Annotated in this window: 24 protein-coding genes and 2 pseudogenes; 1 reads left to right on the top strand and 25 read right to left on the bottom strand. The window is 43.3% G+C overall.

Annotated features, from left to right (window positions below):
* Positions 1 to 5: 5 nt before the first annotated feature.
* From M1D61_RS07915 to M1D61_RS07875, 9 genes and pseudogenes are all read right to left on the bottom strand, one after another.
* Positions 6 to 2405: a hypothetical protein gene (locus tag M1D61_RS07915; protein WP_458121863.1), complete on the bottom strand. Its 2400-nt coding sequence runs from the start codon at positions 2403 to 2405 to the stop codon at positions 6 to 8.
* Positions 2389 to 3012 (bottom strand): helix-turn-helix domain-containing protein, encoded by a 624-nt coding sequence (locus M1D61_RS07910; protein ID WP_458121862.1) that lies wholly within the window; start codon positions 3010 to 3012, stop codon positions 2389 to 2391. Before M1D61_RS07910 ends, M1D61_RS07915 begins: the two co-directional genes overlap by 17 nt.
* A gap of 611 nt (positions 3013 to 3623) precedes the next feature.
* Positions 3624 to 4067, bottom strand: coding sequence for an SMI1/KNR4 family protein (locus M1D61_RS07905; RefSeq protein WP_458121861.1), 444 nt, complete (start codon positions 4065 to 4067; stop codon positions 3624 to 3626).
* A gap of 19 nt (positions 4068 to 4086) precedes the next feature.
* Positions 4087 to 4254, bottom strand: a complete 168-nt coding sequence (locus tag M1D61_RS07900) for a deaminase domain-containing protein (protein WP_458122446.1) — start codon at positions 4252 to 4254, stop codon at positions 4087 to 4089.
* A 60-nt stretch (positions 4255 to 4314) separates the two neighbouring features.
* Positions 4315 to 4647, bottom strand: coding sequence for a hypothetical protein (locus M1D61_RS07895; protein ID WP_458121860.1), 333 nt, complete (start codon positions 4645 to 4647; stop codon positions 4315 to 4317).
* Positions 4648 to 4826: 179 nt separating this feature from the next.
* Positions 4827 to 5339 carry a hypothetical protein gene (locus M1D61_RS07890; RefSeq protein ID WP_458121859.1) on the bottom strand — a complete coding sequence of 171 codons (513 nt, stop codon included), beginning with the start codon at positions 5337 to 5339 and terminating at the stop codon, positions 4827 to 4829.
* 10 nt (positions 5340 to 5349) lie between these two features.
* The gene (locus M1D61_RS07885) at positions 5350 to 5778 is read right to left on the bottom strand and encodes a hypothetical protein (RefSeq protein WP_458121858.1); all 429 of its coding nucleotides are present in this window, start codon (positions 5776 to 5778) and stop codon (positions 5350 to 5352) included.
* A gap of 157 nt (positions 5779 to 5935) precedes the next feature.
* Positions 5936 to 7179, bottom strand: a pseudogene (locus M1D61_RS07880) (IS110 family RNA-guided transposase).
* A 384-nt stretch (positions 7180 to 7563) separates the two neighbouring features.
* Positions 7564 to 8341 (bottom strand): annotated as a pseudogene (locus M1D61_RS07875) (recombinase family protein).
* A 157-nt stretch (positions 8342 to 8498) separates the two neighbouring features.
* Here M1D61_RS07875 and M1D61_RS07870 point away from each other — a divergent pair.
* Positions 8499 to 8705, top strand: a complete 207-nt coding sequence (locus tag M1D61_RS07870; RefSeq protein ID WP_458121857.1) for a helix-turn-helix domain-containing protein — start codon at positions 8499 to 8501, stop codon at positions 8703 to 8705.
* A gap of 183 nt (positions 8706 to 8888) precedes the next feature.
* Here M1D61_RS07870 and M1D61_RS07865 read toward each other — a convergent pair whose 3' ends face one another.
* From M1D61_RS07865 to M1D61_RS07790, 16 genes are all read right to left on the bottom strand, one after another.
* Positions 8889 to 9338: a hypothetical protein gene (locus tag M1D61_RS07865; protein ID WP_458121856.1), complete on the bottom strand. Its 450-nt coding sequence runs from the start codon at positions 9336 to 9338 to the stop codon at positions 8889 to 8891.
* 454 nt (positions 9339 to 9792) lie between these two features.
* On the bottom strand, positions 9793 to 10197 hold the full coding sequence (locus tag M1D61_RS07860; RefSeq protein WP_458121855.1) for a hypothetical protein: 405 nt from the start codon (positions 10195 to 10197) through the stop codon (positions 9793 to 9795).
* Positions 10194 to 12995 (bottom strand): hypothetical protein, encoded by a 2802-nt coding sequence (locus M1D61_RS07855; protein ID WP_458121854.1) that lies wholly within the window; start codon positions 12993 to 12995, stop codon positions 10194 to 10196. The genes M1D61_RS07860 and M1D61_RS07855 overlap by 4 nt, the downstream gene beginning before the upstream one ends.
* Positions 12996 to 13009: 14 nt before the next feature.
* Entirely contained in the window at positions 13010 to 13393 is a 384-nt protein-coding gene (locus tag M1D61_RS07850; protein ID WP_082096776.1) for a DUF4280 domain-containing protein, read from the bottom strand.
* A gap of 54 nt (positions 13394 to 13447) precedes the next feature.
* Positions 13448 to 13990: a hypothetical protein gene (locus M1D61_RS07845; protein WP_458121853.1), complete on the bottom strand. Its 543-nt coding sequence runs from the start codon at positions 13988 to 13990 to the stop codon at positions 13448 to 13450.
* A complete protein-coding gene (locus tag M1D61_RS07840; protein ID WP_458121852.1) occupies positions 13972 to 14637 on the bottom strand; it encodes a hypothetical protein in 666 nt (221 codons plus the stop codon). Before M1D61_RS07840 ends, M1D61_RS07845 begins: the two co-directional genes overlap by 19 nt.
* Entirely contained in the window at positions 14634 to 16103 is a 1470-nt protein-coding gene (locus tag M1D61_RS07835) for a phage tail protein (RefSeq protein WP_458121851.1), read from the bottom strand. Before M1D61_RS07835 ends, M1D61_RS07840 begins: the two co-directional genes overlap by 4 nt.
* 5 nt (positions 16104 to 16108) lie before the next feature.
* Positions 16109 to 16699 (bottom strand): hypothetical protein, encoded by a 591-nt coding sequence (locus M1D61_RS07830; protein WP_458121850.1) that lies wholly within the window; start codon positions 16697 to 16699, stop codon positions 16109 to 16111.
* A gap of 360 nt (positions 16700 to 17059) precedes the next feature.
* On the bottom strand, positions 17060 to 17293 hold the full coding sequence (locus M1D61_RS07825) for a hypothetical protein (protein ID WP_458121849.1): 234 nt from the start codon (positions 17291 to 17293) through the stop codon (positions 17060 to 17062).
* Between the two features lie 459 nt (positions 17294 to 17752).
* A complete protein-coding gene (locus tag M1D61_RS07820) occupies positions 17753 to 17971 on the bottom strand; it encodes a hypothetical protein (protein ID WP_458121848.1) in 219 nt (72 codons plus the stop codon).
* A 180-nt stretch (positions 17972 to 18151) separates the two neighbouring features.
* The gene (locus M1D61_RS07815) at positions 18152 to 19291 is read right to left on the bottom strand and encodes a suppressor of fused domain protein (RefSeq protein WP_458122445.1); all 1140 of its coding nucleotides are present in this window, start codon (positions 19289 to 19291) and stop codon (positions 18152 to 18154) included.
* A 908-nt stretch (positions 19292 to 20199) separates the two neighbouring features.
* A complete protein-coding gene (locus M1D61_RS07810; RefSeq protein ID WP_458121847.1) occupies positions 20200 to 20778 on the bottom strand; it encodes a suppressor of fused domain protein in 579 nt (192 codons plus the stop codon).
* 29 nt (positions 20779 to 20807) lie between these two features.
* Complete coding sequence (locus M1D61_RS07805; RefSeq protein WP_458121846.1) at positions 20808 to 21290, bottom strand: antitoxin YezG family protein; 483 nt, start codon at positions 21288 to 21290, stop codon at positions 20808 to 20810.
* Positions 21291 to 21298: 8 nt separating this feature from the next.
* Positions 21299 to 21679, bottom strand: a complete 381-nt coding sequence (locus M1D61_RS07800; RefSeq protein WP_458122444.1) for a DNA/RNA non-specific endonuclease — start codon at positions 21677 to 21679, stop codon at positions 21299 to 21301.
* A 373-nt stretch (positions 21680 to 22052) separates the two neighbouring features.
* Complete coding sequence (locus M1D61_RS07795; protein ID WP_458122443.1) at positions 22053 to 22418, bottom strand: SMI1/KNR4 family protein; 366 nt, start codon at positions 22416 to 22418, stop codon at positions 22053 to 22055.
* Positions 22419 to 22545: 127 nt separating this feature from the next.
* Entirely contained in the window at positions 22546 to 22632 is an 87-nt protein-coding gene (locus M1D61_RS07790) for an HNH endonuclease (protein WP_458122442.1), read from the bottom strand.
* Positions 22633 to 22965 lie beyond the last annotated feature (333 nt).

Genomic DNA, 22965 nt, shown 5'->3' with positions numbered 1-22965 from the left:
AAGTCCTATTCACGAAAATCATTAATGAAATCAAAAAACGTTTTTTGACAGTTTTTACATGGTGCTTTATATTTCCCATTACCATTAATTGTACTTATTAATATGTCTTCTAACTTTGAACCTGAATGCAACAACTGATTGACCGCTTGAATCTCAGCACAATTTTCTACATGCCAAATTTCGAAACTTTCGTCTTCTTTGTAAGGATTGTTAGGGTCATTTTTGGCTTTTATTCTTGTTTCTTTTACTATTTTAACTAAATCATCATGCAATTCCATTACACTTGGATTAAATTGTCCTTCTCTAGCTCCATTATAGCCAAATCTTATTTTAGTTTCTTTACTGCCTAATGTAGTTATGTCAACAGCAGCACTAATTACATCTGGTTTATATTTCCCACCGCCATGTCCATTTTTATCTACAGGTTTTTTAATTCCACCATTTTTAAGAAACTTAACATGTTCTTCTAATTGCTCTCTTGCAAAATCTTTAGCAGTGTCTATTTTCTCTTCTCTGTTAATGCGCTTATAATTCCGCTGCACTTCTGTCTCAGGAATACTTCTGCTCTCCATTCGAGTTGGCTCGCTCATACGAATAGGAGTACCGTCAGGAGTAACATAAGCAGGACTTGTCATATTCTCCAGACCATTCTTCATCTTCTGACCCAGCTTACTGCCGGCATCATTCAACTTACTGAGCGAGTTCTGGAACGCTTCGCCAGAAGCCTTGACTCCATTTTTGACAAACTGCGGTGTTGCTTTGCCTACGCCATCTGCTATAGCCCCCCCGAGCGCTTTGCCTGCTTTGGAGTTGACAACGCCAACTGTTGCTACACCCAGTCCTGCACTCATCCCAACTGACTTCCAGTCCAACTCAGAGAACTTTTTCCCCTGCAGCATTTGACTGGCAATATCGGAGATGGCGTTTTCTGCGCCGCCCAGTGCCATTTTACCGGCGATCGATCCTCCAACTCCCAATGGACCAAATATCGCTCCGGTGACAGCTCCAATTAACGACTCCCGCAAAGCGGTCGTCGCGTACTCCCCGAAGTCGCTCACTTCCCCCCGGGCAATATCCGATGCAGCCTGTACACCTACCGCAATACTACCGGCAGCTGCTGCTCCTACAGCTACTGCTCCTACAATCAAAGGTCCTGCTCCCAGCGTCGCTACGGTAAATGCGGCCAGTGCAGCCACACCAACAACAATCGCCAGTCCACCCAGCACGTTGCGACCGAGCTTGCCCCAGTCAAACGGCTTTGGTGGATCGGGTGGCGGTGGCGGTGTTCCTTTTTGCGGTTCATCCTGATAGGCGGCATAAGCTGTCCGGTCGCTTCCGTCGGCCCAGACGTTTTCTCCGAGCAGATGGTATTCGCCTTCTATCGAGATGCCCGATGTGCCGCCTGTTTTGTAGGCCATGATCTGCTCGCCGGCCTGGATGATTACTTTCTTTTTGCTGAACAGAACGATGTCTTCTTTGCCGGTAATCGTCAATTTCTTGGGACTGCGGATCGTGACGCCTACACCGTCTTCCAGGCTGATCGCCATGGTACCTGCCGGATTGCCATGGATATGCACATGGTCCGGTGCCATTTTCAGTTCGCTGCCGTGCTCACTGCCATAATAGCGGATATTCGGATCGCTTGTCTTGGGCGCACTCGCTCCATTGGTACGTACCGAGCCAATGATCTGCGCTCTTGTGCCGGTGCCATCCGGATGGTACAGAGTGGCTTTGGTACCGACCTGCGGCATGCTATACATCGGGCTGCCTGTCGGCGGCGCAAATGGGTACCAGTGCGGATCGGCTTTGCCGTCGTCTTTATCGACATCCAGCTTGAGCTTCACTTCTTCGCCGCGTACCGCGAGTACGGTTCCTTCCAGCGATACACCGATCGCTTTCGGATTGGTGATGAGCAGGCTGCGTACACCATGCTCACGAGACAGCACATAGTTGAACAGCAGCTGCCCTTTTTCCATAACGGCATGTACTTCGCGTACCACCAGCTTTTTATCCCGGAAAGTGACCCGGTCTCCGATCTCAAACGGCTCGATATGCTGCAGTTCATAGCGGAAGAAATCCGTGTCATGCAATCCGGCCGCTGAACCTCCGGCCTGCTGATAGGCTTTGAGGTCTTTACGTGCCGTATAGGGAACATTATCCGGTACATGCACCTGCTTGCCTTCCGGCAGTCCAAAATGCAGTCTCGGCTTTACGGATTTTAGCATATCACAGACGATGACGGTCTGTAACCGGCTCGCCAGTCGTTTGGTTAGCGCCCAGTCGGTCTCTTCATACTGCAGAATCGCTTCGCCGACCTGCTGATCGCCTCCGGTATGGAAAGCGACGGAGCTGCCGGGATAAAGAGTCCGCTGAATAAGAGACTCTCCATTATGCTCCGTTGACATCTGGCGGAAATCGCTTGGCAAATGCGGTCATCAGGAACTGCGTGTAACTAGCCAATGTTTCCGTTTCAGCGAATTTGTCCATCGGCAAGCGTCTTTCATGAAGTCTTTGGAGTCGGGCGGTATATGCCATGTAATCGTCACTCTTTACGACTTCCTGAATCCACAACGTCAGTTCTCTCTCGTTTACCTGTTTCCTTATGCTCCCAATAAACTCATGTGTCTTCTCTGACACAAGTAAATACGGATGAACGTGAAGATAGTTCGGCAAGTAGTAGGTGTTGTTCTTGTTCTGGCTGACGAAAATCAGCTTTTTCTCTGCGAGTTTGACAATATGACGCTCTACGGACTTGGAACTGCATCCGAGATTTCGGGTAATCATCTCAATAGTGGGGTAGCACTGGCTCTGGTCACTCATATAAGCGACAATATCGACGAGAATCAGCTTCTCATACGGACTTAAGCCGTAACACCGATGGATTTTATGCGGCAGAATGGTGTATCCCTTGTGATGTCCTGTAAAGTTGCTCTCCTTGGCAACTTCGTCCATGTACGCATTAGCGGCTTTATTATTCTTAACGAACCAGAAGTCGCTGTACTTCGTTTTCATCTGCAATCCCTTCCTTCTTGTGCTGTTATACCGCCATCGGGTGGCTACGGGGTAGGGAAGGCGGCTAGCCTGACACGTATCCTTACCTGTTCTATGTCAACTGGTCGTCACCAGATTTATTGACTTGCACAGTAACTATCGCAGCAAATAACCAGATTGTTGCTAACAATTTGCAGATAAGTCCTGACAATATGAGTAGTCGATCTATCCATTAAAGGAGGTGCGGTGATTTAGACAGCTTTTCTATCGGGGCGGCGTATTCTACAGTTGCGAGTAAATTGAAAAAACGCCAGAAAACGAAGATAACAAAAAACAGGTCAATTATGGCGGTATCTGACCATAATCAACTTGTTTGATGTATCGGAATAGCGTTATTTAGGGTATAAAATTAAAGCATTTGATGTGCGTACAACAGCAATGAAGAAATCTTTATACGGGTATTACATGGGTTATAGGTGTTATTCGTTAAATGATGGATTCATTAGGTACTAAGGGTGATCTATCTCATCTACCCGCCATACATATAGAGGATAAAAAAGACCACAACACGAGCGGCTAGCTCGCATTGTGGCACTATTGGTTGTTTTTGAAGATATTAAACTCGATATATATCAGTCATACAATGAAATTAAGAATTCCGAAAGTGTATTACTAACTTTCTTGAAATCAGTTAGATCAAGACTTTCATCATAAAGATACACAGGTGGGTTATCACCCTCATCCAAGTTAAAATACCAAAACATATATCCTTGATGCATCATAAATACAAACTGATTATCTGTTAATTTTTGCGGAAAATTATTTTCATCCAAAAGTTCAACTGCCCATTCCTTAAGTTCTAATATATATTTCATTGAATAATCTGTACCTGCCAAAAACTCAATCCCATTACCCGCTTTATACATAAATTCCAAATAAGTTAAGGGGAGTTCTTTTGTTGGTATTAGGTTCTTCAATTTTAAAATATCATCTTCATTGCAAGATTTCATTGGATATAAATTTTCTTCTAAGGTCGACAAGAAAGTCCTGATATCACCGTCTTTTAAAAATTCCATTCTAAATCCCCTCCACATTCTACTCTTCTAAGATTTGAACTCTAGTAACTTTGATATTCGGAAAATCCATCTGGAATTGATCAACAATATCATTGCAACTTCGACAAATAGTCTTATATGAAATAATCTCGATATTGCCTTCAACATTAGGATTATCTTTGAACCTTTCTCTCAAATATTCTATCATTTTCTGTTCTGTATCATTCAACCTTCCATTATTATCCGACCCTCTATATTTATAATGGTTTTAGGGTGGTTTAGGATAATTATCTTTGTGGTAAGGATTTTTCGGATCATACCCACTCATCGATTCCAAATTAATTGATTCACCGTTTATTTCACCCTTAGTTACAGCGACATTTTTGCTTTTTCCTGCATTAAATTTTTCCTTCACATCATTAATCAATTTCTTATCTTGCTCAGTTGCTTCCCTAAAAGCTCTATTGACAGAACCACCATTACCCGTCCCCTCAGAACGCATATACCCGTTCTTCTCCGGACCCGGCAGATCCTTCTCCGCGATCCTATGCACTGTACCATCTGCTCCAGCCACTTCTATTCCTGGGTTCAGCTTCGCCATTCGTTTCATTTTTTTAATTGTGAGTATGCAAAAAAGCTCATTCCTACTCACGGTTCAAGTGGGAAAGAGCTTTTGAAAGTTTATCAAGTGTTTGAATTGTTTAGTATTTGGTTTGTTGGTTGTATTGTATGATCTTGTTGTTAGGATTGTAAAGAAACTTATAAAAAATGTTCCCTCTATCACTCAATATTTTCATCATCGAGTGCATCCAGAACTTTATCCCTAATGTCTTGTGGGGGAAGTTCCCTAGTTATTGCCCCAGAATTACGCGGCCATGCATGTTTGCCACATACTAACTCATTATGATGATAACTGATCCTTCCACCTCTCTCAAACAACTTAATAATAGGGTCATATAGATCGTGAAACTTCAGAGCGATGGGCATTTGTTTGTCTATCACGTATGCCCATTCAAGATAAAAAGTGCAAAGATACTCTGTAACCCAATCAACGTTGGCGTTTACTACTCCCTTACATTCTTCCTTTATATTAGCAGGTGTATCAAAATTAATTATTTCTGCTGCATTAAATACAGCACGTCTATTATCATCCTTGGAGTTAAAATCCAAAAAAATATTCCCTCTTCTAATAAACTCTGTAACTAGGATCGCATATGAAGGTTTATCCATTCCATTATTTTCCCAGTCAATGTTTTTTATTCTTTCACTGGCTTGTTCAAAGTTAGAATTCAATTTTCCCACCTCAAAATTTTGGTTTAAACCCTGGAAATCCGCCGGGTTGTGGTGGTGCTAACTCATGAGCACCTTTTGTACTTTCGTTCATTGTACCATCTTTGAAATACTTTATATCACGATACGGCAATCCTTCTTGCATCATTTTGCTTTCTGCCAATTCATGATCAGCTAATTGTCTAAACCATGCTTTTTCCTCTGCTGATAATTCACCTTTTAGTGCTTTTTCCCATCCATAGGCCATATCAATATCGGGATCAAAATAACCTTTATAATAGTACTTGCCGTTAACAGTATCAACTAAGTTCATGTGTTCAGTCAGTATTACATGTGTCTTCAACTGACTTGCCTTTTTAAAACTAAGTCCTGTATTCCGTGAAAAGGTCTCTAACTCTCCGGCATCTAAACCAGTGGATCTTAACTTTTCATACGTCTGCAAAGCTATCTCTTCCTGTTTAAAATTAGGAACAAACTTAATAGGTTCTCCACGAGGATCTATTGGTTTAGGTGTTCTAGCTTTACCCGTCCCCTAAGTAGTAATCTTAAACTCTACTAAAGGAAAGGTGATAACTGGTTTTCCAATTACCACCATTGTATCATCCGGCTTTGAGTTCTGTTAGAGGACTCGCCGCCCTGTATTCAGTTTTGTTCTTCATTATACTGTAGATGATGTTCACGAGCCTTCTCATGACGCATATGAGGGCTTGCTTCTCGGTCTTGCCTTCTGCTAGTTTCCGTTGATAGAACTCGTAGAAGACGGGATTTCGTTGCTTCTTGTTGTCGCCTTTAGCTACTTGGATTTGTTGAACAGCCAGGTTATGGAAGATTGCGTTCAATACTCGATTGCCTTGTCCGCTAGCTTGGTCTTTGCCTTTGCCGCCCGAACTAAAACGAACAGGAGCGATTCCTGCAAAACGGGCTAGCTTGTCGGCATTCGGGAAGCGGCGTATATCTCCGATTTCAGCGACCAGTTCCGCCGCTGTGACGGTGCTAATGCCGTCCATCGACTCAAGCTTGTAATCGGTCTGTGCCAGTACCTGTCGAAGCTGTTCCTCAATTTGCTTGATGAGTTCCCGACTTCTACGCATGTCTTTAACCATGTTGACGACGAGGAAATCCCTGTATTCTTGGAAGTTCCGCTTCGTCTCGCCATCCTGCTTCACTAATTCCAGTATTCCTTCTGCCTTACGGGTGGAACAGGTGTTATGACTCGCTCTGCGTAGGTATTCCGCCAGATCATCTACCTCCACCGTCAACGCCTGATGCGGTGCAGGATACTTCTCCCAAAAGGCAAGGGCGGCTTTGCCGTCAATATCACAGAAGAACTTCTTGTAGGACGGATAGTGATAGCTTAACTGTTGATGCATTTGATTCTTCAAGCCACTGGCATGTTTGACGATGGCGTTCCGCCTAGCCACCAGTTGACCTAATGTCCAGTACAAGTCTGTGGATTCGCATCCGGCAGTTCATCGAGCCTTGCAAGGAGCACCTTGGCGATGCAGTACGCATCCCAACTGTCACTCTTTTGCGTAGTCGCATGGCTCATTCGTTCGCTGTACGATAGGGCTGAGTTGACTTCCTTGACGATTTGTTTCTTCTCGACAAGGTGAACGGCTAACGCTCTGCCATTGCCGCCCGTATCTTCCAACCCGTAAACAGGGGTCAAGCCTTTTGCCGTATGCTTCTTGACGAACTTCATTAGGTCGTCGAATGCAGACGGTTTATTCTCAATCTGGATTTCACCAAGACGTTCGTTCCAAAAGTTGATGATAACGGCGGTATGGTGGGCTTTATGTAAATCCAGACCGACATAGATGTGATACTGCTTGTAGTGACTCAAAAGACTTCACCTCTGATTACGGATTCTGTCGTGACATGGGTAAAGAATAGGGGCAACCTCAGTTCAAACGTTAACCGTAACGGTTCGCAATGGGACGCAAGCCTCTCTATTCCTTGCCTTGGAAGTCACAAGTTATTTCAGTTCAAAAGCCAAAAATGCTTTTTCCAATTTCAAATGTAAGAGTTCCATACGTACTTTGTCTTCCAGTTGGTGGACGGCTAGCAATACTTCTTCCATCGTTGGTTTGTCAAAAACTTCGCCATACCGAAAAATATGGTCAAATATTGCTTGTTGGCACTGTTCCAACGTTTCGAGTTTCTTGTAACAACTGTCTTCCTGTTCGACGTAGCAATTATAGGTTCCATCTTCTCCATGCCGCACTACCTATATAATGGCTTGATGAAGACCATTGGCTTCAATGCCGCCGTAGAGATAAGTACCTTCGTACAACGGGCGGCGATCAAGGATGCGTTTAATCTGTACCTTTGTAAACTTCTTGCCTTGCTGAGTTGTAAAGCCATCGTCGTTCATCTGATACGCCAATTCCGACAATGACCAGTCAGGAAAGAGTTTCTTGAGTTCAAACAGTCTTTGAACGGCTGATGCTTCATTGAGATTGATTTCGATAGCTTTCTGACCTTTTATTAGCCTTGTATCCGAACGCCGCCCGACCTCCGGCGTAACCGCCTTGTTGTGCCTTCTTGTTTCGGCCTCGACTTAGTTTCATGGAGATTTCCATGCGTTGGTACGCATCAAGCAGTTCCATCAAACCGTTAATCAGGAAGTCGGACGGGTCTTTCTTGTAGATGCTGTAGGTTGGCTGTTCGATACTCTTGACATCTACGCCATGCTTTTTGAACTCCCGATGAACGAGAACTTTCACGATGTCAGACCGCCAGAGACGGCTTGTATTTAGTACGACAACTGCATTCACATCTTGGGCGGCAATAGCCGTCAACAGCCTCTGAAAGCCGATTCTGTCCACCTCAAGGGCTTCTTCGTCTATCTTTGCACCGTTAATTCCTTCGTCAGTGAATCCATGCAATAAGTTCCATCCCTGACCTTCACAGTACGATTGAATTTCGTCATGCTGATACGATAAGCTGTAGCCATCTTTGGCTTGTCCTTGTGTCGAAACTCGGACATATCCAATGACATTCATGCTGTTTCCTCCCCACCGTTACGATAATCTGAATTATTGTAACGCTTAGTAGATACAATATAATTATATACTGACTAAGCGATACAATCAATCATTTCCTAATGGGGTAGGAAATCGTATAATGAAGTAATAATTCTGTTCGGAAGTTGGTGTCATATTGCCCGTTGTCGTCAAACTCAAAGAGATTCTAGCTGAACGTAATATGTCTCAGCGTGAACTAGCAAGGTTAACAGGACTACGACCAAATACCATAAGTCATCTATGCTCCAGTGATGTTGACAGAGTCCATCTCAGTACATTCGATATTATCTGTAAGACATTAAACATCAGCCTGAGCGAACTTCTTGTACAGGAAGATAACTAATCTTACCGGATAGTACAGCACAGCACATTGATACTTACTGTTAAACTGCGGCGGAAACTGAACCAGTGAAGCAAGCGGTATCCTTACCCCCTTCGGGGCATATACAATTTCCATCCTAGTTTGCTCCTCATTGACTTCCTGTCGCTTTGTTTCCGACAACTGACGTTTCTTGTCATATACCCGTCAATAGCCGTTCTCCCTCCGTTGATATCCCCCGTTGTAGTAGCGTATCCCCTTAAACAGTCGTAGCTTTCGACCTGTCAGCGACAAGGTAAACACATCCTTGATGTTGTAAGGAATGTCATATGCAACATCACACCGAACAAACAGGACTTCCTTGGCTTTTGTCTGAATCTGCATCAACCAATCCTTGAAGTATGCCAATGACTCAGGGTACGCTTCGATTCGTAGGGTGTGCTTCCTTGACTTGGGGGCAAAAGCTAACTGATAGGAGATATGCAAAAAGTGCTCTCCGGTATTAATGTTGATATGATAGATAAAACCCTTCTCCTTCGTATACATCCTGTCTCCATAGAAATGACATATTCGGAACATGAAGGGATTGAAGAAATCCCAGTATACTCCTGTGAAGTCAATGACAATACGGTCGATGGATACAGCGATTCCTTCCATGTGCCGCCCCTTCTCCCGATTTTTTTCATGAATTTCGGGCTATATTAGAGGGCAGGTGGCTAGCCTTTCACACATGTCCTTCCCGTTGTAATACTCTCAGTTGATTCCTGACACTCTTTATAGTCGCTATATCCTACTAAAAAGTTGAGATAAATGTTTTTCATCCTATCCATCGTTCCATGTACGTACATTGTTGCAATCATATTTGAAAAAACCGCAAGAAAACGAAGATAACAAAAAACAGGTCTTTTATGGTGGTATCTGACCATAATTGACCTGTTTCATGTAACGCTATTACGTTAAATAGGGATACTTTTTCCAGACATTCTGTACGTACATCGTAATTCATGAAAATATCATACTGGTTGAACAAAGGTTATATTGGTAATGATGAGGGTAACAGATTCATTCGGCACTGGGTAGCCCCCATTAAACAACAGGTATAAGAATGTAACTAACCATTGCTTTTCTTTTTCCAATGCTCATAAACCAATTTGAATTTACCGTTTTCAAGAACATATCTTCTCGATGAAACCTTTGCATCAATTTCATCCATATACAATAGATAAATATAAGAAAGGTTTTCACAAAGAAGGTTCAACATCTTTTCAGGTTCGTTTATCCGATTTAATTCAAGTAATAATGGGTATTCTTTAAATTCTTCCTCCTGCCAGTCATCGTCAATGTAGTTATAAACCAGCCTAATACTCTCGGATTCAGATAACTGGGCAACATTATATTCTCCCCAGTAGCTACTTTCATGCTCTTCAAAGCATATGTTTAAGAGCTTTTGTAAATCTTTAGTCACAAGTTCCATGTCATCAATACTTATACCAAACTTTAAGTACCTATTCGTCATGGTGTCACCATTAAACTTGGTCGTTTAAGTGCTTGTTCTACACTCTCATATAGCATAAAACTTACAGGACGACCAGCTTCCTTTGATTTTTTTTCTATAATTTCCAACAATCCAAGTCTATCAAGCTGTTTTTCATCCAGTGGTCCTATTCTATTTGGGTCAGTTTTCATTTTAAACCCACCACCTCTTCCAATCTCTAATGCTTCCAAGAATAAATCATCATTTACCAAAGCAATATCAAAATCGCTCTTTCTGCCTTGGTCAAATGGTAATCCTTTTTTGTGACTCACTCCTGTCACGGAACTTCCTTGGAATATGATTTGTGTTCCTTCTGGAAGTTCTTCTTTCAAAGACTTTACAAAATCATTATATTGCTTAACACTTGAAAAACCAAAAGGAAGAGGATTACCATTTTCATCATAAATACGATTAGGAGGTTTACCCGTCCCCTCAGTAGAAGGAGTACCTTTATTACCAAATCGGATAAGCGGCTCATTGCCCTCTTTGGAGATCGACATAGAATAACTTGGGAACCCTACGTCCGGTCCACCAGCCATTTGCAATTGAGGAACTCGTTTAATTTCAAATTCGTAATTCTTACGATTCGCGTAAGTACTAAGATTCTCGATTTTAGTACCCAACTTACTACCGGTAGATTTTAGCTTACTGATCGAACGAGAAGCTGCTTCGCCTGCTTTGGTTGCTCCATTTTTAATCCATTGGCTCGTGCCTGCAAGTCCATCGGCAACTTTACTTCCGGCTCCTTTGACTCCGTTCGCTACCTTGCTTCCTCCGCTTTTGAGTCCTTTACCTACAGCACCCAAAACCTTGGCATCCAGCAAACCGGCAGTCAGGAAGCCAATCTGTCCGGACAAAGCCACCTGATTCCAGTCAATCTTTTTCCCTTGCAGCAGCTGACTGGCGATATCCTCTGCTGAAGCAATGACTCCTCCTGCTCCCATACGTCCAAGCAGCGTAGCTGCCGGCGCCAGCGGCCCAAAGATTGCTCCCGATACTGCTCCAATAAACGACTCCCGCAAGGCGGTCGTCGCATACTCCCCAAAGTCGCTCACTTCCCCCCGGGCAATATCCGATACGGCTTGCGCTCCAACAGCTGCTGTACCGGCAATAGCTGCTCCTGCTGCAACCGCTCCTACGATTACCGGTCCTGCTCCCAGCGTCGCTACGGTAAATGCGGCCAGCGCAGCCACGCCCACAACAATCGCCAGTCCACCCAGCACGTTACGACCGAGCTTGCCCCAGTCAAACGGCTTTGGTGGATCGGGTGGCGGTGGTGGAGTACCTTTTTGCGGTTCATCCTGATAGGCAGCATAAGCTGTCCGGTCGCTTCCGTCGGCCCAGACGTTTTCTCCGAGCAGATGGTATTCGCCTTCTATCGAGATGCCGGATGTGCCGCCTGTTTTGTAGGCCATGATCTGCTCGCCGGCCTGGATGATTACTTTCTTTTTGCTGAACAGAACGATGTCTTCTTTGCCGGTAATCGTCAATTTCTTGGGACTGCGGATCGTGACGCCTACGCCGTCTTCCAGACTAATCGCCATGGTACCTGCCGGATTGCCATGGATATGCACATGATCCGGTGCCATTTTCAGTTCACTGCCGTGCTCACTTCCATAATAGCGGATATTCGGATCGCTCGTCTTGGGCGCACTCGCTCCATTGGTACGTACCGAGCCAATGATCTGCGCTCTTGTGCCGGTGCCATCCGGATGGTACAGAGTGGCTTTGGTACCGACCTGCGGCATGCTGTACATCGGGCTGCCTGTCGGCGGCGCAAATGGGTACCAGTGCGGATCGGCTTTGCCGTCGTCTTTATCGACATCCAGCTTGAGCTTCACTTCTTCGCCGCGTACCGCGAGTACGGTTCCTTCCAGCGATACACCGATCGCTTTCGGATTGGTGATGAGCAGGCTGCGTACACCATGCTCACGAGACAGCACATAGTTGAACAGCAGCTGCCCTTTTTCCATAACGGCATGTACTTCGCGTACCACCAGCTTTTTATCCCGGAAAGTGACCCGGTCTCCGATCTCAAACGGCTCGATATGCTGCAGTTCATAGCGGAAGAAATCCGTGTCATGCAATCCGGCCGCTGAACCTCCGGCCTGCTGATAGGCTTTGAGGTCTTTACGTGCCGTATAGGGAACATTATCCGGTACATACACCTGCTTGCCTTCCGGCAGTCCAAAATGCAATCTCGGCTTTACGGATTTTAGCATATCACAGACGATGACGGTCTGTAACCGGCTCGCCAGTCGTTTGGTCAGCGCCCAGTCGGTCTCTTCATACTGCAGAATCGCTTCGCCGACCTGCTGATCGCCTCCAGTATGGAAAGCGACGGAGCTGCCGGGATAATCGGTGTTGATCTTGCCGATTAATTCCTCATACGTCTGCGTCTGCTCCGGGAAAGTACGCTTGCGCTTCTGAATATCCCAGAGGGAAGAAGCGCTAATACCTTCAATAATAATCTCATGCCGGTTATTCTGGCGGATCGCCTCGACTTTGTTAACCAGACCGCGGAACAGCGGCTGCTCCGCCCCATATGAACCATATGTAATCTCGATCTCATCCTGTACGGAAGCGGCGAGCGGCATTTGCATCTGAATATCTTCATCCATCCAGCCGGTCAGCTGCAGCCTGGCATGCTCTCCCGGCTTCCACTGAATCTCCAGCCCGTGAATATGCTGAAGCGGGTACGGACATTTTACTTTGAGCTGGTCATAGCCAATGACCTCCGGACTGCCCAGCCCAAGTGCATCCATGATCGTCTCTATCATCTCGGCCCCTCTCATTATTCCTGTCCACTCGTTTCAAATGTAATATTACCCTTATACAGACACACATGGCAGGACGACGTGGTCAGTGCAGGCTTGCCTTCGACCCGTGTCTTTTCCTTGGTCATCATCCATGGCTGGCACAGCTGCGGCAGGCATGGCTTGCCCTGTACCTGACCACCGCCCTCGACAACGAGATACACCGTCTCCGAGCTTGGGTTAAGTGAGCTGCTGCATACGCCAAAGCTCGGTACATTGTCGGGCTTATAATCGTCTTCATTCATCATCGGCTGGGTTTTGACAAAAGATCCGTGACTGACCGGCAGGTTGATTTTGCGAGGATGTGATCCACAGCTGCAGCGCATAGAAGCACCGCGTACAACGTAGTATTCATCTGCCACGTAATTTCCCTCCTTTATGGCAACGTTTTTTCAGTATGTAGACCCCAATGTTCATCAATTAGTCATCGTCGATATCCCAACAGGAAGACGCTCCAATCGAATTCCGGTCATATCCCGGCGCAGCATACTTTCGGCTGCATCAAGACGGACCACAGTTTCAGGGCGGGTGCTGCCTGCAATCCGGAAGATTTTTCGCTGCTGGAGTTTTGCGGCGTCCAGTACGATATGCTTGAGCAGACGACGATCCTGATTCCACTGACTATCCGGATGCAGCACATCTGCTGTAACCGGAAAGGGAATATAATATGGAACCTGCAGCCGTCGCTCTCTGTCCATCAATACGACGATTCGAAAAACCATCGCTGGATCATACATCGCCCATAGCTTCATCATTCGCTCGGATAGCAGCGGAACCGCTTCCTCCATATAATCGAGAAACTCGCTCTCCTCTTCGGAGCGAATGTATAACGCTAATGGCTGAGCAATATCATCCGGCTGCAGCTGCGGCAGCTTCCATACCGGAATCTGCTGGGTAATCGGCTCAAGCCGCGGAATATCCGTATAACGCATATCCTGCTTCAGGAGAAAATAGTCCATCGCTCACTCTCCTCCTCTCCCTGTAAACCAGCGTTCACCGCATCGTTCACATTTTCTTCCAGCTGGCAGAGCAGTTCGCTCTCATCGCGGAATTCACCGGCATAGATGGCACAGCCGGGAGCCTTTTGCAGTCCATTCCAATCGGGATGCTCTACCCAGACAGGCATCATCGACTTGATAAATTCAACCGTGAGCGTATGATACTTTATCGCTTCAATCTGCTGAATCTTCTCGATATCCATTACTGTAATCCGCCGGCCATATGGGCGGCGCAGTTCATCCAGCTGACGCATCCGGTCAAACAGCGGCTGGAATGTAAAATCAGCATTCCAATGCACTGCAGCATCGACCGAATCGAGAAACCAGCGTTCGTCATAACAGTCGATCCGGTAGGTCGCTTCGTTGTTCATAATGCCGGTACGCAGCAGAGAGATGTACATATACCGGATCGGCCCTTTCTGTCCGGCAGACTGCAGCTTGGCGGCGATGCGGCAAGCTTCCCGAAGGGAATCTATCAGACTCTGCTCAATGATCTCCTGCTGCTCTGCAAAGCGCTGTTCAATCAAAGGCAGATCGCCCAGCCAGCCTTCCAGCACATGCTGCTGCAAAAATTCATCCAGCGCACTGTCGCGGTCCGGCATCTTCATTCGATATTCACCTTGCCTCCACTCAGCTTCACATCATCCTTGATATTGACGGTAGCACCAGCCTGGATGAAATCGACGCCTTCCTGGCCTTCGATCGTAATTTTGGTTTTGCCGGTAATCTCGATATCTTCGTCCGCAGTCATAATAATTTTTTTGTTGCTGTTAATCTCGATACCGCCCTCATCGGTCAGACGGATCAACAGCTGTCCATTCGCAATAATCTCTACCGCTCCCGGTTTGAATACGACCTGCTTGCCATATTTGGTGCTAATGCTTTTGATCGCCGGATCACTGCGCTTCACGGGGTCCGATGATTTGAGATCGACAGAGCTTGCGACAAAGGCATTTTTCTCACGTTCATCCGGGAAATAAAGACGAATCTGGTCGCCCGCTTCCGGCATGGCATACCAACCGCTGCCATCCGGGGAGGAATAGACAGTGGAGTACGCGAACCATTTGGCGCCGCTCTCGTCGGATCCCTGGTCGATATCCAGCTTGATCTTCACCTGGTCCTTCATAATCTCGGTCACTTTGCCAAACAAAGATGCCCCGGACAATTCAAATGCCCAGATTGTGCGCAGTCGGAAGCTTGGACGATCACGCAAAATATAGCGTCCGATAAGCAGTTCGCCTTCGGTGGCGATTTCAGCGGAAGCGATATACAATGTCTTGTCCTGGAAACGGACCGGACTACCCAGTTCCAATAACTCATAGCTGCTAACCTCATAGCTGATACTGGATTCTTCCCGGTCATCGGGAATGCCATTGTTCGCTTTGAGCTTATGCTCCATCAGGTCTTTTTTGACTGTATAGTTATGTTCGTTCAGCAGGATCGGAGAATCTCCTTCCGGTACGCCGACCATTAGTTTCAATCCGGCCTGTGTAGACATCGGAATAAGCGGCGCATTCAACCTGGAAGCAAGCCGTTTAGCAAATACCCAATCGGTCTCGTTATACTGTACAAATAACTCCTCCAGATATTGGCCATGTGAAGCTTCATCCCGGATCTCCGCTTTGGCATAACTGCTACCCAGATGATTAAACAAATCACGATATGTATCTTCAATCTTTTGGAAAGAGCGCTGCTTTTTCTTGATATCCATCAGGAACGTCATGCTCTGTGCTTCAATATGCAGCTCACGCACATCATTGATCGCCTTGACCGAAATATCAGTGACGACACCATGGAACAAACGGACTTCCTCGTGCAGATTGCTAATAAATACATCAATCCGTTCATCTTCGTCGGCACGTTCCACGTACTGGTCCATCAGTTCTTCCGGCACGATGCCTCGCAGGGAGAACGTTACATGTTCATTCAGCTGCTTGACGATGCGCAGCTCCAGTACCCGTTCGAACTGGTAAGGCTCAATGCGGATATCGGCCTTGGTGAAAATGGTCGGCAGTAATGGCCTGCCTCCCAACAAATCAGGCAAGGATTGGGATTGGGTGGATGCAAAGGTCATCAGGCTTATTCTCCTTTCAGGGAACCGGTATGAATAGTATGAAGCATCTGTATAACAAGACTGCGCCACTCCTGGTAGCTTTTATAAGGACAGGTGAATCCGCCGATAACCGTCTCTCCACCCAGCTCCAGGAAAAATTGCAGCCGGTAAGCAGGCTGGTCGAGTGCAGGACTTTTAAAATCAAAATAGCCGATCGTCTTGCCATCGATGCTCTCGGTCTTCTCTTCATAAAATACATTGGTCGGCTGCATATTTTTAATCATTTGCTTCATACCGGCGGTCAGCTCCTGCACCCAGTCATCCTGAAGCGGCTGATCCACATGCTGGAGTGTAATATCCACTTCTCCTCTGGCATTGGTCAAAATAACAGCCGGACGATCTTCATACGGATACTTTACCCGCTGCATTTCCCTCGACATGGGGACAAAGCTGGACGGAACATGCAGATGCAGCTGATCGCCAAAAAAGGACCTCTGCTCAAAGGTATATTCCTGCCCTTCCGCTTGAACCGGCCCTGCCAGAATATCGGTATTTTGCTGTGCTTGCTCCACTTGATTAAGCAGAGCAAGAATCTTCTCATCATCGTATTTCATCATGTTCCCCCTTTATTTAAATGACTGACGGGTAAGTCTAATTAACCAGTCAGAAATGCCTAGTTGATTAAGCACTTATCCAGGAATCGGTATTCCGGTTCACCGTGACAGTCAACGAACACCACAACGAAACGCTATAGCCGTGATAGCCGCTGTCATACCTTATATTCGTGATATTTATGTACTCTCTCTGCGATAAAGCCTCTAATTCTAAAAGCTCCAAAGCCCAGAGAAATGACAAATGTTATCCATTTATCACAATCCGAATTATATTCCAGTAATTTTAGACAAATTAATCATGGAATTCATCTCTATTTTACCATGTATTAGGATAAACCGCAGTCCGCACCCGGTCCTATATTTTTATTCATCTATATGAATATGCTCGAAAATTTGCGCAAAAATACCAGCAATATTGCGGACATCGTCAATAGCCCGATAAGGCATTCCGACGAGCGGCAGATTCAGCATCTGCAGGGCTCGCTGCATGCCTACACCCTTCTCCCAGCCGATCATGCGCCCATGCTCGTGCTTGATGCTGATATGCCGGTGCAGCCAGTCGGTCGGCAGCTGAGGCAGCTGGCAGTCCTTTTCCAATTGTCGTTGGTCGTAGAATACTTAGGAACATAGTAGATAATCCTCTATCCCGATCCAGCTCTGGAACCCGCTAAGTGCTTCCAGGTCGAAAATAATACAGTTCATATTGGCCTCCTCAGGTAATGGTGAAAATACAACGATACTATGTATGTTATTATATCGTTCCAATGTTCAATGGGGCGGATATGGATGAAGCGTTATATACAGAAAACAGGCCGATTCCAGTGAATTTTGTCCACCGGGAACGGCCTGTTTTTTGTGATTTTTTGTAGTAATACCCATGCAGTAATATGCGGCGATCCTACTCAGCAAACTCTGTATCTATTAAGGTAAACACGTATACCATTCTATGTACATGAGACAGTTGTAATATACCTGCAGCTTGTAAGTATGTATCTTTCATATTACTTGGCAAGTGGATTATACGATCAAGCTATCGTCTGCGGCTATCCGCCAGTCTTAATCGAAAAGAGCGGTCAAGATACAGATGAAACCAAGAACCAGCCCAATTGGTCCCCAATAATGCATAGGAATAAAGAAAAGACTATGCTGGTTGCCCATACGGAAAGCTTCACCAGTCTCCTGATCAATAAAGACACGATCCGACTTGGCATTGAACTTCTTCCCCAGATGCCAGATGATCATACCGGATATAATGAAGGCCAGTGCCATCGGCAACTACGAGTCGATTCCATCCAGTCCTACAAGGGAAAGTAATCCATATACCGCAAAAACCATCACCCCCATAATCACAATATTTAATACAATAATATTTATAATAGAGACAGCATACGTAATATTGTGACTGTCTCTATTTGTTAAATTATATTTTGTTGATCAGATTAATTCACTAAAAAATTATTTACAACAATTTATCCGATTGATATTTAATATATCTGAAATTCCTGCTTTTCTCATTTTTTCTAACAATGCCATATGTCCTTGTTTCAATGCAAAATTTCGTTCTTCTTCGTAGATCGGAATCAAGTTATAAATTTCCACTTTTCCTTGTTGAGTGTTAATCGATTGCAACTGAGGATATTCTGGAGTACATAATAATATAGATGATAGTTTTGTATTACTTGCAAAAGGTTGTGGCGGTTCCCCATTGGGAAGAATAACACCTGCTTCAATCCATCCTTCATAAAGATGAGGAATATGAGCTGTTCTTCTAATCCATTGTAGAGGCCAATTTTTTTGAGGATCTTGCATGCTTTTTTGATCTGTAGGCCAACTCGAAGGTAATTTAAATACTAATTCGGCATATTTAAATGTTTTTTCTTCATTTGAATAATCCATAGGCTCGTCACTCATACCTGTAGTAACAAGCGTTAAGTAGCCTTGATTAGAATCTGGAATAATATTTATATCGATAGATACTTTGCTACCTGAAACTATTTCACTTATTGTATTTTCAATTGGACCAAAATATTCAGTGAAATATCTCAAAATACTAGAATGATCTTCATGACTGTTATTTTTATAGATTGTAACCGGCTGTTTATTTTGATCTCCTAATAGTTTAATAATATCTTTTTGTCCTTGTTCTTTTGCAAATGCTAATGCATCCCTTTCTTTCATTGTCTCTCCCGTATATTTAACCTTTGTATCTATACCGTTTTTAATTAAAAGCTTTACAATATTTACATGCCCATTACTTATAGCACCAAATAATGGATTTTTTTCCGGTTCACTTACATCCAGCTTTACACCGTAGGATAATAAATATTCGACCACTTCATAATGCCCCTCGGAAGCCGCTTCGTTTAGTGCTCCTCCACCATATATTCCACCAGAAGCATTAATATCTGCACCTAGTTTGATTAATTTTTTAACGATCTCTAATTGCCCCTCAGAAGAAGCTACATGAAGCCAAGTTCCGAAAGGAGTTTTCTTTTTTAATTGATCTGGATTATCATCAATTAATTTTAAAAATGTATCAATATCGCCTTTTTTTATAGAAAGTCGAATATCTTTAGCAACCTGCTTATCATTCATCTTTTTACTTCTCCTTTTTGCAATGTCACCTAGTTTCTTAAGCGCTTTAACCATATCGTCTCTATCACCCTCAGCATCTCTTACTTTTTTCAAATTTTCAACAATATTTTTTAATGCTTCAATCCCATGTTGCCCTTTAACTCTATTAGGAGCCCAAACTAAATTTTCAAGTCCTAAAATTGGATCTATATCATACTCTTCTAATATTTCTTGACCTTCTTTAACTAGCTCTTTTTGAGTTTTACCATTTCCTTTTTTAAATAAAATATGATGTGCATGAGGGTCATACATGTCTTCTGGAGGCTCCCCTATATTTTTCTTCAAGTAAGCCCCATAATCAATTTTATCTACATCTATATTTTTATCAGTTTTCTTCTCTACTGCTGAATTCTCTGGTTCTTTAAGATTAGGATTATCACTTTGGGAAGCAGAAGAGGTTATAGTACCATCATCTCGAGTAATATTAGGTCCGTTACCTGAGTATGTGCCATCCTTCAAATCCTGCTTCTGCCGCAGCCGCTCCGGTGTATCGTCCGGAATGTGCGAATGCATCCTTATCGGTCCATGATGATCCAGTCCACCGACGCCTGCCGTAGCCAGCCTGTTCTGATTCATCCGGGCGCTGATATTCTCCATCATCGCACCGAGCCGCTCGATAGGATCCGTAAAAGGCATGGCTCTAGTTTTGCTTCAGCTTGCCGACTTGAGTTGCCCGTTTCGTGGCTTTAATGGCTTCAAATCTGCTGGTATAACCCAAATAAGTCGGGACACGAGATTGTTCTCGTGTTCCGACCTACAATAATACTATAGACAGAGTAATCATAAAGATCCACTTTTTTGCTCCAGAGGTAAACTAAACTATACAAATCGCCTTGAAACTTGACCACTCATCTGTTATTTGGATTTATCTATATTACAGATGCACGATTAATCTCAGGTGCATCTACGTCGTGGGACACTAGCAGATTTTCTAATTCTGCGTAACCATGTTCTTCACCAAATCGGTATTCGGCTTCGGAAATAGGCGTTACTTGCAGCCAGCGGACGCGTTTCCCATTCACATGAATGATTTCTCCACCATCCTCCCATACCGGTTCCCAGAAATAGGGGCTGACCAGATAAATGTGCTTCATTTTCAAATCAGGATAACCCGCTTCCATTGCATCCAGGAAGATTGTGTTTCCAATACTTCTCGTTTCTAGGATTTGTTGAATCACCTGGTCGATCACTTTTCGATACGCTGTATCTTCAGCAAAGGAAGGTACTATCAGTTCAAACGGTCCTACTGGTTCTCCTTTATCATTTTGAAGAGGGAGTAGGCTCAATCCAATCGTAGCATAAGTCAGTTCGGTATTGGCAGGCTGCTCTCGAAGTAGAGCTAACGCAATATTCACTTTGGCTACTTCATACGTTTCGATTTCAAGCGGTTTCTCATTCATTCTAGTTAGAAGGTCAGCCACTTCTTGGGCTTGCGGGTTCCATTGCATTTTTTTCTCCTTTAATTATTCATATACACTTAATTTTGAGAATTTCTTTTTTCCAAATATTTATTTAAGAAGGCTAGAATGCCAGGATGAGTTGGTGTCATGCCTAAATAATCATACTTCCAGATTGCTTTGCGTTTATAGTCAGGAATCTCTATATTCAGCAAATCTGTATAATCATAATCCACCTTAAAGTGACCAGTATTATCTAAAGTCATAGTGAAATTAGTCCATAACTCCTGCTTATTCTCACGAAAAGCTTCTTTAAGCTCTTTGCAGATCGCATGTAATGCAACTACCTCATCATCTGCTTCTTCTTCATCTATATTATATAACTCAGGTATTTCATGAACATAGATATACGTTTGCGGATCTTCTACAGTATTAAAATAAAAATAAACTCCACTTGAATCTTCCAAAACCTCACCATAAAAGTAAACTTTCTCCCAATCTGTTGGAATGATATCGTTTATAGCTGATGCTAATTTTTGGTAAATGTTTTCTACGTTTATCATGATCTCTATTAACCTCCTGCTTGATTGTTTATTATCTCAACTTTCTTTTCTCCATCAATCCAATATGTCACTTTAAATGAATCTGGTCTTATGGAATTTCCAGAGTAGTTTATCTTGACTTTAACTTCTACTTTAAGCGGAGGGTCCTCTTTAAGTGCATTTGCCCACTCGCTCTCCATTTTATACCATTTACCACCAGCACCATTTACTTGTCCATCCATAGCAACCATATTATCTAAGCCACCGGCTCCTTCAAATTGGCTTCCTATAATATGACCACCATGATCGCCAGGTAATCGATCTTGTCTCATTCCGTTATTACCTGCTTTTCGCTGAGCACTTAGACTACGTTTACCTTTTCCTAATTTAAGCGTTCCTTCACAACTAATAATACGTCCTTGGTTATCTGTACGATAGGTATATTCAGATGGCGGTATAGTTTTGGATTTCAGTGTATACTCAATATTCGGTTTTAGTACCTTGTTTGAATGAACTATTATTTTATTAAGTGTATTTTATATTCTATTTACAACAGATTTTTTATGTAGCAGATTTTTGCTAGTAAATTGGTAAGAAAATAAATAAATTCACCTTATATATTTTTATACATTTAAAATATATGCAATAATATTCCTGTCCATAAATTTAGAAAAATAAATAACATAAACTGACGCCAATTTATACAGACGTCAGTTTATATTATATAGATATCTAATTTAAACTTTAAAATTACTAAGTAATATAAATATCCCCTATGCCTACCTACTCTTCTAACATACCTAGAAATTCTTCAAAAGTATTACTAACTTCGTATGTCACAGGATTTAAATCTGAAGATTCTTCATGATTCCAAACACAAACAGTAGGCTCATCAACATTCTTACGATAGTCTAAACAAACAAAATCCCCTGCAAATAAAGCAGCGATTGGTAATAACTCTGTACCTACAAAATCCTCATCAACTACAATTCTTTCTTCTAGTTGTGTTCTTACTACTCCTATATCATAGTATTCATTTTCTTGTTCCCCTGTCACTTTTAATATACATAAAAACCTATCAATCATATATCCATGATTGTTACTGGTAAATCCATCCTTTATTGGACTGCTTCCATTATACTCTTTTATAAATTCCTTATATTTTTCAGGAAGTTTAATTCTCCATTTTTTTCTTTTTCAGCTAGCAAAGTATCATCGGGTAAAGGATAAATTATTGTTTCCTTTTTAATTTCCATTTTTTTCCTCCTTCAATAGATCATCTTGGTGCATCAGCCCACATTCCTTTGGTTCTTCCTCCATTATGAGGTATTATATTATGAATTCCAAAAGGAACTAACTCCATTTTACCAGCTACTTCTGTATGATCTCATTTCTTTTCTTGTACATCCTATTTGTTGATCTAACCATTTAAACTGTTCTTTGTCCGAGGTCCTTCCGTAAGTTTTTTTGATAACTGCACAGTTTCTTTTATAACACCTGTACTAGCAAAATCTGCAAATCCGTATCTCATTCCTTATACTTTTCACTTTTATTTTAGGTATAAGTCCTTTACTATGCGATTGGATCTAATTTCAATATATAAATCATTAAATTAATTGAATTGTAGAATATAAATACTTTTTCTTTTTTAATTATTATATCCAGTTTAGTTGATCCCTTTTTGTTGCTTTCAAAC

The organism is Paenibacillus sp. Z6-24, from assembly GCF_054161335.1.
The sequence above is the reverse complement of the archived record's forward strand: the minus strand, read 5'-3'. Positions and strand labels throughout refer to the sequence as shown.

What these genes read in the sequence shown, in the direction of transcription:
- M1D61_RS07915 (WP_458121863.1), bottom strand. Translation starts at nt 2,405, where the DNA reads ATGTCAACGGAGCATAATGGAGAGTCTCTTATTCAGCGGACTCTTTAT.
- M1D61_RS07910 (WP_458121862.1), bottom strand. Translation starts at nt 3,012, where the DNA reads ATGAAAACGAAGTACAGCGACTTCTGGTTCGTTAAGAATAATAAAGCC.
- M1D61_RS07905 (WP_458121861.1), bottom strand. Translation starts at nt 4,067, where the DNA reads ATGGAATTTTTAAAAGACGGTGATATCAGGACTTTCTTGTCGACCTTA.
- M1D61_RS07900 (WP_458122446.1), bottom strand. Translation starts at nt 4,254, where the DNA reads ATGATAGAATATTTGAGAGAAAGGTTCAAAGATAATCCTAATGTTGAA.
- M1D61_RS07895 (WP_458121860.1), bottom strand. Translation starts at nt 4,647, where the DNA reads ATGGCGAAGCTGAACCCAGGAATAGAAGTGGCTGGAGCAGATGGTACA.
- M1D61_RS07865 (WP_458121856.1), bottom strand. Translation starts at nt 9,338, where the DNA reads ATGGAAGGAATCGCTGTATCCATCGACCGTATTGTCATTGACTTCACA.
- M1D61_RS07860 (WP_458121855.1), bottom strand. Translation starts at nt 10,197, where the DNA reads ATGACGAATAGGTACTTAAAGTTTGGTATAAGTATTGATGACATGGAA.
- M1D61_RS07855 (WP_458121854.1), bottom strand. Translation starts at nt 12,995, where the DNA reads ATGATAGAGACGATCATGGATGCACTTGGGCTGGGCAGTCCGGAGGTC.
- M1D61_RS07845 (WP_458121853.1), bottom strand. Translation starts at nt 13,990, where the DNA reads ATGGACTATTTTCTCCTGAAGCAGGATATGCGTTATACGGATATTCCG.
- M1D61_RS07840 (WP_458121852.1), bottom strand. Translation starts at nt 14,637, where the DNA reads ATGAAGATGCCGGACCGCGACAGTGCGCTGGATGAATTTTTGCAGCAG.
- M1D61_RS07835 (WP_458121851.1), bottom strand. Translation starts at nt 16,103, where the DNA reads ATGACCTTTGCATCCACCCAATCCCAATCCTTGCCTGATTTGTTGGGA.
- M1D61_RS07830 (WP_458121850.1), bottom strand. Translation starts at nt 16,699, where the DNA reads ATGATGAAATACGATGATGAGAAGATTCTTGCTCTGCTTAATCAAGTG.
- M1D61_RS07815 (WP_458122445.1), bottom strand. Translation starts at nt 19,291, where the DNA reads ATGAATGATAAGCAGGTTGCTAAAGATATTCGACTTTCTATAAAAAAA.
- M1D61_RS07810 (WP_458121847.1), bottom strand. Translation starts at nt 20,778, where the DNA reads ATGCAATGGAACCCGCAAGCCCAAGAAGTGGCTGACCTTCTAACTAGA.
- M1D61_RS07805 (WP_458121846.1), bottom strand. Translation starts at nt 21,290, where the DNA reads ATGATAAACGTAGAAAACATTTACCAAAAATTAGCATCAGCTATAAAC.
- M1D61_RS07790 (WP_458122442.1), bottom strand. Translation starts at nt 22,632, where the DNA reads ATGGAGTTAGTTCCTTTTGGAATTCATAATATAATACCTCATAATGGA.